At 68.3% G+C, this 13263-nt stretch carries 13 protein-coding genes; 9 read left to right on the top strand and 4 right to left on the bottom strand.

The window, feature by feature from the left end; genetic code table 11:
• The first annotated feature begins 30 nt into the window (after positions 1-30).
• Positions 31-744 (top strand): aminoacyl-tRNA hydrolase, encoded by a 714-nt coding sequence (gene pth / locus BLV97_RS09975; protein WP_035845283.1) that lies wholly within the window; start codon positions 31-33, stop codon positions 742-744.
• A complete protein-coding gene (locus BLV97_RS09970; RefSeq protein ID WP_244521006.1) occupies positions 741-1814 on the top strand; it encodes a DUF2332 domain-containing protein in 1074 nt (357 codons plus the stop codon). The genes pth and BLV97_RS09970 overlap by 4 nt, the downstream gene beginning before the upstream one ends.
• A gap of 86 nt (positions 1815-1900) precedes the next feature.
• On the opposite strand, the gene BLV97_RS09965 is transcribed toward BLV97_RS09970, so the two are convergent.
• The gene (locus tag BLV97_RS09965) at positions 1901-2104 is read right to left on the bottom strand and encodes a SlyX family protein (RefSeq protein WP_035845282.1); all 204 of its coding nucleotides are present in this window, start codon (positions 2102-2104) and stop codon (positions 1901-1903) included.
• 155 nt (positions 2105-2259) lie between these two features.
• Between BLV97_RS09965 and hisS the strand changes: the two genes are divergently transcribed.
• Genes hisS through hisG form a run of 3 tightly spaced genes read left to right on the top strand, consistent with a single transcriptional unit; the run spans position 2260 to position 5574 of the window.
• Entirely contained in the window at positions 2260-3744 is a 1485-nt protein-coding gene (gene hisS / locus BLV97_RS09960) for a histidine--tRNA ligase (protein WP_035845320.1), read from the top strand.
• A 1-nt stretch (position 3745) separates the two neighbouring features.
• Positions 3746-4867, top strand: a complete 1122-nt coding sequence (locus BLV97_RS09955) for an ATP phosphoribosyltransferase regulatory subunit (RefSeq protein WP_035845281.1) — start codon at positions 3746-3748, stop codon at positions 4865-4867.
• Positions 4864-5574, top strand: coding sequence for an ATP phosphoribosyltransferase (gene hisG, locus BLV97_RS09950; RefSeq protein WP_035845280.1), 711 nt, complete (start codon positions 4864-4866; stop codon positions 5572-5574). Before BLV97_RS09955 ends, hisG begins: the two co-directional genes overlap by 4 nt.
• Before the next feature lie 98 nt (positions 5575-5672).
• Here the strand turns inward: hisG and BLV97_RS09945 are convergent, their stop codons facing one another.
• Positions 5673-6101, bottom strand: a complete 429-nt coding sequence (locus BLV97_RS09945) for a helix-turn-helix transcriptional regulator (RefSeq protein WP_244521005.1) — start codon at positions 6099-6101, stop codon at positions 5673-5675.
• 116 nt (positions 6102-6217) lie between these two features.
• Positions 6218-6814, bottom strand: a complete 597-nt coding sequence (locus tag BLV97_RS09940) for a cytochrome b/b6 domain-containing protein (protein WP_035845277.1) — start codon at positions 6812-6814, stop codon at positions 6218-6220.
• 352 nt (positions 6815-7166) lie between these two features.
• On the opposite strand from BLV97_RS09940, the gene BLV97_RS09935 reads away from it, so the two are divergent.
• From BLV97_RS09935 to BLV97_RS09920, 4 genes are all read left to right on the top strand, one after another.
• On the top strand, positions 7167-8285 hold the full coding sequence (locus BLV97_RS09935; protein WP_051646226.1) for an AI-2E family transporter: 1119 nt from the start codon (positions 7167-7169) through the stop codon (positions 8283-8285).
• Position 8286: 1 nt separating this feature from the next.
• Positions 8287-8967, top strand: coding sequence for a P-loop NTPase family protein (locus BLV97_RS09930; RefSeq protein WP_035845276.1), 681 nt, complete (start codon positions 8287-8289; stop codon positions 8965-8967).
• Positions 8968-9011: 44 nt separating this feature from the next.
• Positions 9012-11186: an RNA degradosome polyphosphate kinase gene (locus BLV97_RS09925; protein ID WP_035845275.1), complete on the top strand. Its 2175-nt coding sequence runs from the start codon at positions 9012-9014 to the stop codon at positions 11184-11186.
• A 127-nt stretch (positions 11187-11313) separates the two neighbouring features.
• The gene (locus BLV97_RS09920) at positions 11314-12876 is read left to right on the top strand and encodes a Ppx/GppA family phosphatase (RefSeq protein ID WP_035845268.1); all 1563 of its coding nucleotides are present in this window, start codon (positions 11314-11316) and stop codon (positions 12874-12876) included.
• Here BLV97_RS09920 and BLV97_RS09915 read toward each other — a convergent pair whose 3' ends face one another.
• The gene (locus BLV97_RS09915; RefSeq protein WP_035845259.1) at positions 12877-13221 is read right to left on the bottom strand and encodes a hypothetical protein; all 345 of its coding nucleotides are present in this window, start codon (positions 13219-13221) and stop codon (positions 12877-12879) included. It lies immediately after the preceding gene.
• Positions 13222-13263: the final 42 nt, after the last annotated feature.

The raw sequence follows: 13263 nt of genomic DNA, 5'->3' as shown, positions 1-13263 counted from the left end.
GGCAGAACGTCGGGTGAAAGGAGCCTTTGGATGCATCTCTTCGCCGGCCTTGGCAATCCTGGCGCGAAATACGCGCGCAATCGCCACAATATCGGCTTCATGGCCCTGGACCGGATCGCCGCCGATCACGGCTTTGCCCCCTGGCGCGCGCGGTTCCAGGGCGAGGTGGCCGAGGGCCGGCTGGGCGAGGTGAAGGTGATCTTGCTGAAGCCCCATACCTTCATGAACCTCTCGGGCCAGTCCGTGGGCGAGGCGATGCGCTTCTACAAGCTGGCGCCCGAGGACATTACCGTCTTCCATGACGAGCTGGACCTTGCGCCCGGCAAGTGCCGGGTAAAGCAGGGCGGCGGTCATGCCGGGCACAACGGGTTGCGGTCGATCCACGCCCATATCGGCGAGGCCTATGCGCGGGTGCGGATCGGCATCGGCCATCCCGGCCACAAGGACCGGGTCGCGGGCTATGTGCTGCATGATTTCGCCAAGGCCGATGAGGCATGGATCGACGATCTGCTGCGCGGCATCTCGGATGGCGCCACGGCGCTGGCCCAGGGCGACGGCGCGCGCTTCATGAATGCGGTCAGCCTGCGCACCGCGCCGCCGCGGTCTTCGGGCGGCAGCGGGGGCGGCGCGCGCGCCGCGACACCCGCCCGATCCGACGACCGCGCAAGGGCGGCAGCACCCGAAACCGGCCCGGCCCCGGACGACCGCAGTCCGCTGCAGAAGCTGAAGGATCATTTCAAGTGAACGCCCGGTTGGGTCTGGCCGAGGCCCTGCACGGTCAGGCAAAGGCCTGCGCGGCGCTGGGGTCGCCCTTTACCGCGCGGCTGCTGCGGCTTTGCGCCGACCGCCTGACCCCGGGCACGCCGCTGACCGACAGGCTGTTCGGCTGGCCCGGCGACATCACCGCCCGGGCCGATTCCGTGCCGCTACGACTGGCGGGGGCGCTGCATGCCCTGGTGCAAAGCGGACAGGACACGCCGCTGGCGGCGGTCTATCCGCCGCATGAGGCCGCCGATGCCGCCTTATGGGACGCGGTCGCGGCGGCGCTGGTGCGGCACGAGGATTTCATCCTGCGTTGGCTGGACAGCCCGCCGCAGACCAACGAGGTGCGCCGCTCGGCCGTTCTGATCGCGCTGGCGGCCTGGCTGGAGAACCGGATCGGCCTGCCGCTGGTGTTGTCGGAACTGGGCGCAAGCGCGGGGCTGAACCTGCTGTGGGACCGCTACGCCCTGCGCGCGGGCGGTGCCGAACTGGACCCCATCGTCCTGGGCCCCGCCGATCCGGTGCTGGAACTGGCACCGGAATGGCGCGGCCGGCCGCCCGGCGGCGCCCTGCCCCGGGTCGCGGCGCGGCGCGGGGTGGATCTGAACCCGCTTGACCCGCAGGCCGACCGGCTGCGGCTGATGTCCTATCTCTGGGCGGATCAGTTCGACCGCCTGACCCGAACCGACGCCGCCCTGGCCGAAGCCCGGCGCCTGCGCCCGCAGGTCGACCGCGGCGACGCCGCCGACTGGCTGGAAGCGCGGCTATCCAAACCCCACCCAGGTCACCTGCACCTGGTCTTCCACACCATCGCCTGGCAATATTTCCCCGCCGCGGTCCAGGCCCGCGCCGCCAGGGCGCTGGCCCGGGCTGGCAGCTGCGCCACACCCGAGGCGCCGCTTGCGCATTTCGGGATGGAACACGATGGCAGCGACGATGGCGCGGCGCTGACACTGACGCTATGGGACGGCACGGCGCCCGCCGGCGAAGCGCTGAATTTCGGGCGCGCGGATTTTCATGGCCGCTGGGTCGACTGGCAGGCGCCGGGCTGACGGCCGGCCTGGGCGCTGGCGCGCGCAAACCCGGTGCGGCGCCCGCTGCGACCTGGGCTTGCGTATTTGGGGAACAATGAAAAGGGTCAGTAGTGAGGAGGCACCTGATCGGCCAGCGGGATCGCGCCGGCGGTGTCGTATTCGCGCTCGGCCTCGCGGGCGATCAGCAAGTCCAGACGCCGCGTCAAACGGTCGATTTCTCGTTGCTGGCGGGTGACGACGTCCGAGAGGTCCTCGACGCTGCGGGTCAGGTGGGCGATCTGCTCCTCGAGCGTATCTGTCGCGGTCATGTCGGCCTCCTGTCGCTGTGACCGGTCCAATGTAGGCGGGCGCCGAGCCGGGGCCAAGGGGGCACCTGCCGGGACGGCGGCGGGACCGGCGCCGCCTTGCCCTGCGCCCCCCCTTCGGCTAGACGGGCCGCGACAGCAGTCAAGCGGGTATGGACATGGCGAAGGCAAAGGCCCCCCGGCGCCCCCGGGCGGAAACCCCAAAGGGATTTCGCGACTATTTCGGTGCGGATGTGACCGAGCGCAAGGAGATGCTCGACCGCATCGCCACCGTCTACCACCGCTACGGTTTCGACCCGCTGGAGACCTCGGCCGTCGAGACGGTCGAGGCGCTGGGCAAGTTCCTGCCCGATGTCGACCGACCGAACGAGGGCGTCTTCGCCTGGCAGGAGGAGCCCGGCGCCGACAAGCCCGGTGACTGGCTGGCGCTGCGCTATGACCTGACCGCGCCGCTGGCGCGCGTGGCGGCGCAGTTCCGCAACGATCTGCCCAACCCCTACCGGCGCTTTGCGATGGGTCCGGTGTGGCGCAACGAGAAGCCTGGACCGGGGCGGTTTCGCCAGTTCTATCAATGCGATGCCGATACGGTGGGCGCGCCTTCGGTGGCCGCCGATGCCGAGATCTGCGCGATGCTTTCGGATGCTTTGGAAGAGGTCGGCATCCCGCGCGGCGACTACATCGTGCGGATCAACAACCGCAAGGTCCTGAACGGGGTGCTTGAGACGATGGGCGTCTCGGATCTGGGGCAGGCGGCGGATGTGCTGCGCACCATCGACAAGTTCGACAAGGTCGGAGAAGAGGGCGTGCGCCAGCTTCTGGGCAAGGGGCGGCTGGATGCCTCGGGCGCCTATATCGACGGCGTGGGCCTTGCCCCCGAACAGGGCGAGCCGGTGCTTCTGTTCCTTACCTCAAAGGGCGCTGACAATACCGCGACGCTCACCAATCTGCGGGCAGCGGTGGGCGACAGCGCGGACGGGCTGGCCGGGGTGGACGAGCTTGACCAGATCGTGACGCTGCTGGCCGCCCAGGGCTACGGCCCCGACCGCATCGTGATCGACCCCTCGGTGGTGCGCGGCCTTGGCTATTACACCGGCCCGGTGTTCGAGGCCGAATTGACCTTCGAGATCCTGGACGAGAAGGGCCGCCCGCGCCAGTTCGGCTCGGTCGCCGGCGGCGGGCGTTATGACGATCTGGTCAAGCGCTTCACCGGGCAGGCGGTGCCCGCGACCGGCGTCTCGATCGGGGTTGATCGGCTGCTGGCGGCGCTGCGCGCCAAGGGCCGGATCGGCGCAGAGGCCACGCATGGGCCTGTGGTGGTGACGGTGATGGACCGCGACCGTATGGCCGATTACATGGCCATGGTGGGCGAGCTTCGTGCCGCCGGCATCCGCGCCGAGGTCTATCTGGGCAACCCCAAGAACTTCGGCAACCAGCTGAAATACGCCGACAAGCGCGGCGCGCCGGTCGCGGTGATCCAGGGCGAGGACGAGGCCCAGCGCGGCGTGGTGCAGATCAAGGATCTGATCCTCGGCGCGAAGATCGCGGCCCAGGCCACGCACGAGGAATGGAAGGAACAGCCCGCCCAGACCGAAGTGCCGCGCGCCGAACTGGTCGCCGCCGTGCGCCGCATCCTGGAAGGCTGAGATGCCCGACAAGGCCGCCATCCGCGCCGAGGCGCAGCGCCTATTGGAGCGCTTCATCCAGGCCGGCGCGCAGCCGGTCGAGGCCGATATCCTGCTGCCCGCCGAGACGCTGCTCGACCTTTACGGAGAAGATATCCGCGCCCGCGCCTATGTCACCGCCGATCCGCTGCAGGGCGAGATGATGCTGCGCCCCGATTTCACCGTGCCGGTGGTGCAGATGCACATGAAAGGCGGGGCGGAACCGGCGCGCTATGCCTATGCCGGAGAGGTGTTCCGCCGGCAGGAACATCGCGGCCCCCGGGCGCGGGAATATTTCCAGGCCGGGTTCGAGCTTTTCGCCCGTGACGACCGCGAGGCCGCCGATGCCGAGGTCTTCGCGCTGTTCGCCGAGGTGCTGGCGCCGCTGAACCTGCGCCCCGCGACCGGCGATATCGGCATCCTTCGCGCCGCGGTCGAAGGCCTGTCGACCAGCCCGGCGCGCAAGGCCGCGCTGTTGCGCCACATCTGGCGCCCGCAACGTTTCCGCACGCTGCTGGACCGCTTCGGCGGCCGCCTCGCGCCGCCCGAGGCCCGCAAGCGACTGATCGAGAGCCTCGCGCAAGCCACGCCCGAGGATCTGGTGGCCGGGGCCGGGCCCCGGATCGGGCTGCGCGCGCCCGAAGAGATCGCCGCGCGCGCCCGGGCGCTGGCTGAAGACGCCGCCGTCGCGCCAATCTCGGCGGCCGAAGTCGACGTGCTCGACGACGTGCTGAAACTGCGTGGCCAGGCGCCGGCGGCCCTGGCGCATCTGCGGGACGTTGCGGTGGATCTGCCCGCGATCCAGCCCGCCGTGGATCGCCTTGCGCGACGGCTCGAGGCATTGGCGGCACGCGGGATCGGTGTCGACGATCTCGATTTCGAGGCCAGCCACGGGCGCTCGACGATGGAATATTACGACGGTTTCGTCTTCTCCTTCCATGCCGAGGCGCGCGCGGATCTGCCCCCGGTCGCCACCGGCGGGCGTTACGACGCGCTGACCCGGGTGCTGGGCAAGTCGCTGGAAGGCGGGGCGCGCGAGATCCCCGCCGTGGGCGGCGTGATCCGCCCGGGGCTGGTCGTGGCGCTCAGGGAGGGCACCGCATGAGCCTGAAGATCGGGGTGCCGTCGAAGGGCCGGCTGATGGAAAAGACCTTCGACTGGTTCGGCGCCCGCGGCGTACGGATGGCCCGCGCCGGATCAGAGCGCGAATATGCCGGCCGGGTCGAGGGCGCGGACGGGGTCGAGATGGTGCTGCTCTCGGCCGGCGAGATCCCGCGCGAACTGGCGGCGGGGCGGATCCACCTAGGGGTGACGGGATCGGATCTGGTGCGCGAAAAGCTGGCGGATTGGGACAGCGAGGCGACCGAACTGGCCAGGCTGGGCTTTGGCCATGCCGATCTGATCCTCGCGGTACCGGCGTGCTGGATCGATGTCGATACGCTCGACGATCTCGACGCCGCCGCGGCGGCTTTCCGGGCGGCGCATGGCCACCGGCTGCGGATCGCCACGAAATACCACCGCCTGGTGCGCGAATTCCTGCGTGAGGTCGGGGTCGCCGATTATCAGCTGGTCGACAGCCAGGGCGCGACCGAGGGCACGGTGAAGAACCTGACCGCCGAGGCGATCGCCGACATCACTTCGACGGGCGAGACGCTGCGTGCGAACCACCTGAAGATCCTCTCGGACGGGGTGATCCACCGCAGCCAGGCGACGCTGTTCCTGGCGCGCCGGGCGGATTGGGAGAACGGTGCCCTGCCCGCGCTTGAAGGCCTGGCCGAAACCCTGGGGCTGGACCTGCCCGACGGGATCTAGCGGCGCCCCGCGAACCCCGCGCCCGCTGTCCCGAAGTGCGCGGCAACCGCGCCGGGGGGCCTGCCGAGGCGGGGGGACTGCCGGGGGCCGGATCGCGGCTAGGATCCGGCCTTTGTCACATCATCGGCACGGTCCGGCCCGCCCACCTTGCCGGCCAGCAGGTCCTCGACGAAGAAGGCCGCGAACTGCGCCCGCCCCGAGGTTCCGGATTTCGCGTAGACCGCGGCCATCTGCGCCCGCACCGTGCCCTGGGCGGCGCCGCGCAGACGGGCGATCTCGGACAGGTCGAACCCTTTCAGCGCGAACATCGCCACGTCCTTCTCCGCCGGGGTCAGCCCCCAATCCTCGAACTGGGCCGCGATCACATCCGCGAGCGCCCCCGATGCCGAGGCAAGCGCTGTCTCATGACTTAGCAAAAGATCGTGAGACCGCCGCAATTCATAGACGCCGAAGGCCGTGCCCGCCGCCAGGCCCAGCGCGAAGACCACCTCGAGATAGGTGCCCCAGCCGGCTGACGCGCTGGCCATGTCGGCCCCGACATCCACAACGAAAAAGACCGCCGCGGCGGCCTGGACCAGTGCAAAAAGGGCGACGGCGAGCTTTCGCCGCCGTCGTTCTCTTTGCGTGCTCGGATGTGGCGGCATTATTCTCCTGGCGTGTTGGCTCTGCCTCTCTGGCCATGGATCATAGGCCGCACAAGGTTGCGCCGCAACGACAGGCTCTCGGCGATCACCCCGCCCAGATGGATACCGGACAGCACCAGGATAAGGTCCGCAGCGTAAACGTGAACCAGAGGAATCAGCCAGCCGCCGTGGAAATGCCCCTCGGCGAATTGAGGATTGCTTGAGATCTGCCACGGCATCGCGCCACCGGTCATGTACAGGCCGGTCCCCACGACCAGCAGCAAGAGGCCCCACAGCGCGTAGATCATCATCGCCCCGGCCGGATTGTGCGAACGGTATTCCGGCGGACGGCCGCGCAGCACGGCCCGCAGGTGGCCCACGGCGGCGCTTGGGCTGGGCGGGAACGAGGCAAAGCGCGCCTCAGCCGTGCCCACCAGCCCCCAAAACAGCCGCGCCACCAGCAAGACGAGCGCGGTCCAGCCCAGCCAGACATGGACCACGCCGCCGCCGTCGGTGAACAGGCCGTTCAACAGCACCACGGTGGCGATTCCCCAATGACTTAGGCGCACCAGCGGATCCCAGACGCTGGGCGGCGCACCTTTCAGATGTTCGGTCATCTCAGGCCTCCGTGGACTGATGCGCGGAATGCGGGCGAAACACGGCGGATCGCGAGCCGCGGCGCCGCTGCAAGACGGGAATCAACAGCAGTTGCATGGGGGAAACCTTTCTTGTCATGTCGGTACATCCATCCTTGTCCAGACGGATCGTGGGGGTGGATCATGGGGTGACTACCATACCCGGCTTATACCATGATGGGCATTATATTGCGGCGACGCCCTGCCAAATCGATAGCCGATCCGCTTATCTTTTCGCCGTAAGCAGTTGCTGATGGCGGCTTCTTGCCCAGTTCCGGCGCTTGAAAGCCACCGCCGGGTCTGCCATTTCCATAACTGGCAACAGGAGCGGCGCATGGCCCTGACAGTTCGCGAGCAGCTGAAATACTGGGGGATCGCGACCGCGCTCTTCCTGGCCGCGCTGTGGTTCCTGGGGTCGGTCATGCTTCCCTTCCTGGTGGGGGGGGCGATCGCCTATTTCCTGGATCCCGTCGCCGACCGGCTTGAAACTCTGGGCTTGAGCCGCGCAGTTGCGACGGCGCTGATCTCGGTCGTGGCGCTGTTGATCTTCATTCTCGCAGCGCTGCTGATCCTGCCGCTGCTGGGGCAGCAATTGCTGGCGCTGATCAACTCGGCCCCGAAGCTTCTGAACCAGTTGCAGACCTTCCTGACATTGCATTTTCCGCAGATCCTCGAACAACATGGCGTTGCGCACCAGACCCTGGTGACGATCGGCGAGACGATCAAGTCGCAAGGCGGCAAGCTGGCAAACAGCGTGCTGACGTCGGCAATGACGGTGATCAACGCGCTGGTGTTCATCGTCGTGGTACCGGTCGTGGCCTTCTATCTGCTGCTAGATTGGGACCGGATGGTGGCCCATGTCGACGACTGGCTGCCGCGCGAACACCGTCCGGTGATCCGCCGGCTGGCGCGCGAGATCGACGCCGTGCTGGCGGGCTTCGTGCGCGGGCAACTGACCGTCTGCCTGGTGCTGGGCACCTACTACGCGGTGGCGCTGATGCTGGTGGGGCTGCAATTCGGCCTGGTGGTGGGCGCGATCGCGGGGCTGATCACCTTCATTCCCTATCTCGGCGCCCTGACCGGGGGCACCCTGGCGATCGGGCTGGCACTGTTCCAGTTCTGGGATCAGCCGCTCTGGATCGGCGTGGTCGCGGCGATCTTCGCTGTCGGCCAGACCATCGAGGGCAACTTCCTGACCCCGAAGCTGGTGGGCCATTCCGTGGGGCTGCATCCGGTCTGGCTTTTGTTCGCGCTGTCGGCCTTCGGCACGCTCTTCGGCTTCGTCGGCATGTTGGTCGCGGTGCCGGTGGCGGCGACGCTGGGGGTGCTGGCGCGCTTCGGCATTCGGCAATACCTTAACAGCATGCTCTATCGCGGCACCGAGATGGAGCGGCCCGGCGCGATCGGCGCCCCCCCCGACACAGGCGCCCCGGGCGGGAAAAGCGGCGCCTGACATGGCCGAACAACTGACATTCGACCTGCCCATGCGCGAGGCACTGGGGCGCGAGGACTTCTTCGTGTCCGAGGCCAACGCCGTGGCGCTGGCCGCGCTTGACGATTGGCCGAACTGGCCCCAGGGCAAGATGGCGCTGATCGGCCCGCCCGGCGCGGGCAAGACCCACCTCGCCCATGTCTGGGCCGCCGAGGCCCGGGCCCGTATCCTGCCCGCCCAGGCGCTGACCCGCACGGATCTGCCCACGCTCGGCCCCGCGGTGGGCATCGAGGACGCCGACGAGATCGCCGGTCAACCCGCCGCCGAAGAGGCGCTGTTTCATCTTCACAATCTGACCGCGGCTCAGGGCGGGCGGCTGCTGCTGACAGCCAAGACGCCGCCCAACCGCTGGCCGCTGACCCTGCCCGACCTGGCCAGCCGGATGCAGGCCACCGCGCTGGCCCGGCTTGATCCGCCCGACGACGCGCTGCTGACCGCCGTGCTGATGAAGCTGTTTGCCGACCGCCAGCTTGCCGTGCCGCCCTCTGTACTGACTTATGTCGCGACCCGCATCGACCGCTCGTTCGCCGCCGCCCGCGTCGCGGTGGAACGCATCGATGCCCTCGCCCTGGCCGCGCGCCGCCCGATCACCCGCCCCCTGGCCGCGCGGGCGCTGGACTTAGAGGCCCCCGACACGCCATAGTCGGACGTCACCGAACCGTCACACGCCGTGCCCATAAGCCCCTCATGACCGACGCCGATTACCTTTCCGCCCCGTTCCCCGCGGCCACCGAGCTGCCCGCGCCCCTGTTCGAGGGGCCAAAGCGGTTCTTCAACCGCGAACTCAGCTGGCTGGCCTTCAACTGGCGCGTGGTGGAAGAGGCCCGCAATCCCCGCGTGCCACTGCTGGAACGGGTGCGTTTCCTGTCGATCTCGGCCACCAACCTGGATGAATTCTACACTGTCCGCGTCGCCGGCCTGCGCGAACTGGCGCGCGCCGGCAACACCACGCCGGCCGCCGACGGCAGCCGTCCCGCCGAACAGCTGGTGCACATCAACGAGGACGCCCGCCGCCTTCTGCAGACCCAGCAGGCGATCTGGAACAAACTGAAGAAGGAAATGGAATCGCAGGGCATCACCCTGCTGACCCGCGCCAAGCTGACCCGGCGCGACCACAGGTTCCTGGAAGATTATTTCCTGCGCCAGGTCTTTCCGGTGCTGTCGCCGCTGGCGATCGACCCGGCGCATCCCTTCCCGTTCATCCCCAACACCGGCTTTTGCCTGGCGCTGCAGCTGGAACGCAGCGCCGACGCGCGTCCGCTGCAGGCGCTTTTGCCGATCCCGCAGCAGGTGGCGCGCTTCGTGCCGCTGCCCGCCGAGCCGGGCGAATTCCGCTTTCTGCCGCTCGAGGAACTTCTGCTGCTGCACCTCGGCCTGATCTTCCCGGGCTACCGCGACGCCGGCCATTGCGCCTTTCGCGTGCTGCGCGACAGTGATCTGGAAGTCGAGGACGAGGCCGAGGATCTGGTGCGCGAATTCGAGGTCGCGCTGAAGCGCCGCCGCCGGGGCGAGGTGATCCGCATGACCATCACCGCGGGCGCCCCTGACGACCTGCGCGAAACCGTGCGCCAGGAACTGGGTGTGGCGCTCGATGAGGTGATCGAGATGCGCGGCCTCCTGGGCGTCGCGGACCTGAAGGAGCTGGTGCTGGATGCCCGGCGCGATCTGCAATGGCCGGCCTTCACCCCGCGCGTGCCCGAACGGGTGCAGGACCACGAAGGCGACATGTTCGCGGCGATCCGCCAGAAGGACATGTTGCTGCACCACCCCTACGAGACCTTCGACATGGTCATCCGCTTTCTTGACCAGGCGGCGCGCGATCCCAATGTCCTTGCGATCAAGCAGACGCTCTATCGCACGTCGCGCGACAGCCCGATCGTCGGCGCGCTGTGCGAGGCGGCCGAGGCGGGCAAGTCGGTGACCGCATTGGTCGAACTGAAGGCGCGGTTCGACGAGGCCGCCAACATCCGCCAGTCGCGCAGGCTGGAACGCGCCGGCGCGCATGTCGTCTATGGCTTCCTGCATCTCAAGACCCATGCCAAGATCAGCACGGTGGTGCGGCGTGAAGGCGACCAATTGGTCACCTACACCCATTACGGCACCGGCAATTACCACCCGATCACCGCCCGCATCTACACCGACCTGAGCCTTTTTACCTGCGACGCCGCGCTGGGACGCGACGCGACCAAGGTGTTCAACTACCTCTCGGGCTATGCCCAGCCCGAGGGGTTGGAGAATCTGGCGATCTCGCCGCTCAACATGAAATCCCGGCTGATCGAATCGATCGATGCCGAGGCCGCCCATGCCCGCGCGGGTCGCCCGGCCCAGATCTGGGCCAAGATGAACGCGCTGACCGAACCGGCGGTGATCGACGCGCTCTATGCCGCCAGCCGTGCCGGGGTGAAGATCGACCTGGTGATCCGCGGCATCTGCAACCTGCGCCCCGGCATCAAGGGATTGTCGGAAAACATCCGCGTCAAATCCATCGTCGGGCGGTTCCTGGAACACAGTCGCATCGTGTGCTTCGGCAACGGCCACGGCCTGCCCTCGGATCAGGCGCGGGTCTACATCTCCTCGGCCGACTGGATGGAGCGCAACCTCGACCGCCGGGTCGAGACCTTGGTCGAGATCAAGAACCCCACGGTCAAGGAACAGATCGTCGGCCAGATCATGGCCGGCAACCTGGCGGACGAGGCGCAAAGCTTCCTGCTGCAGCCTGACGGGCATTACATCCGCCAGCTCAACCCCGTCGGCGGAGCATTGTTCAACTGCCACCGCTTCTTCATGGAAAACCCCTCGCTTTCGGGGCGCGGCAGTGCGGGGGCGAAGGACGTCCCGCAACTGGCCCGATTGAAGACCTGACCCCCGGGATGATCGCCACCATGCCCCCGCGCCCTGCCATGCCTTCCCAGCCGCACGAAGCCCCCGGGCCCGTTGACGCGCCGCGCGCGCGCCGGCACAGTCTTCGCGAACCAAGGCGAACCGCCAGATGACCGACCAGACCGCAACGGCCGAGGATTGGGGCCCCTTCGGGCGCCCGCTTTTCGAGGATCCCTCGGCCCGGGCGCTGTCGCGCATCGGCGTGGTCGATGTGGGCTCGAACTCGGTGCGCCTGGTGGTCTTCGACGGCGCCGCGCGTTCGCCCGCCTATTTCTACAACGAGAAGATCCTTTGCGGTCTGGGCCAGGGACTGGCGGCCACCGGCCGGCTGAACCCCGAGGGCAAGCGGCGCGCGCTTTCGGCGCTTCGCCGCTTCGTGCTGATCGCGAAGAGCATGGGCATCCCCTCGCTTACCGCGGTCGCCACAGCCGCCATGCGCGAGGCCGAGGACGGCGACGCATTCCGCGCCGAGATCCTGCGCGAAACCGGCCTGCGCCTATGGGTCATCGACGGCGCCGAGGAGGCGCGGCTGTCGGCGCAGGGCGTGCTTCTGGGCTGGCCCGAGGCCGAGGGCATCGTCTGCGATATCGGCGGCTCGTCGATGGAGTTGGCGGTCGTCGGCCAGGGCCGCATCGGCAAGCGCGTGACTTCGCCGCTGGGGCCGTTCCGCCTGCAGCAGATCGAGGGCGGCGCCAAGGGCCGCAAGAAGCATATCGAGAAGGTGCTCAACGAGCTGAAGGTCGAATTGGAGGCCGATCACCGGCGGCTTTACCTTGTCGGCGGATCGTGGCGGGCGCTGGCCAAGATCGACATGGAGCGGCGCGACTATCCGCTGGCGGTGCTGCATGAATATCGCATGAGCCAGAAGCACGCGCTGGCCACGATCGACCTGATCTCCAAGAGCGATCTGAACGAATTGCGCGGCAAGACCGGCACCTCGCCCGCCCGGATGGAGCTGGTGCCGCTGGCCGCCGAGGTGCTGAAGCAGCTGATCCGGATCTTCCGCCCCAAGGAGATCGACATCTCCTCCTACGGGATCCGCGAAGGCCTGCTGTACGAGCAGATGCCGCAGCGTCTGCGCGCCCGCGACCCGCTGATCGAAGCCTGCCGCTTCGCCGAGGCCACCAATGCCCGGCAGCCCGGTTTCGGCCGCAAGCTGTATGATTTCCTAATGCCGCTTTACCGATCCGCGCCCCGCGCGCGGCTGCGGCTGATCAAGGCAGCCTGTCTTCTGCACGACACCACCTGGCGCGCGCATCCCGATTACCGCGCCGAGGTCTGCTTCGACAACGCGACCCGCGCCAACCTGGGCGGGCTGGACCACCGAGAGCGCGTGTTCCTGGGTCTGGCGCTTCTGCACCGCTACAAGAACAGCCGCTCGGGCACCCGTTTCGAGCCGCTCTACAAGTTGCTCGACGCGCGCGAATTGCAGGAGGCCGAGGTGCTGGGCAAAGCGATGCGCTTTGGCGCGATGATCGCCATGGATGATCCGACCCGGGTGGCGGAGCTGCGCTATTTCCCGCGCAAGGAGATCCTGGAGCTGCGCCTGAAGGATGATGGCGAGGGCCTTTTCGGAGAGGTCGCGCAGGCGCGCTTTGCCTCGCTTGCCGCGGCGCTGCAGGTGAGCGCAAAGGTCACCGTCGCGCGCGGCCACGGCCATGGTCGCGGCTAGCTAGAGCGCGGTCTCGTTGCCCGGATCGCCCGGCGGGATCGGCACCAGCGGCACCTTTCGGCGGATCAGGATATCGCCGTTGGGCAGCACGACCGGTGCCTCGTAGGCGTTCAGGTCGCCCATCAGCGTGCCCAGGCTGTCCAGCATCTGCCGCATCTTGGGCTGCATCTGCGCCAGCATCCCGCGTAACATCAGCCGCGTGCCCTGCTGCATCAGGTCGAAGCCTTTCGACATGTCGCCGGACGCGGCGGGCGGGCTGGATGGCGGTGCAGGAGGCGGGCCGTCGCCCTCGGCCAGGGCGGGGGATGCAAGCGCGAGGCAAAGAACCAAGACCGGCGGTTTCATGCAGGCAGTATAGGCCCGGAGGGTGAGTCGCTCAAAGCGTCG

Source organism: Allgaiera indica (genome assembly GCF_900106675.1).
Taxonomy (GTDB): domain Bacteria; phylum Pseudomonadota; class Alphaproteobacteria; order Rhodobacterales; family Rhodobacteraceae; genus Acidimangrovimonas; species Acidimangrovimonas indica.
This window is presented reverse-complemented; position numbering and strand designations above follow the sequence as displayed.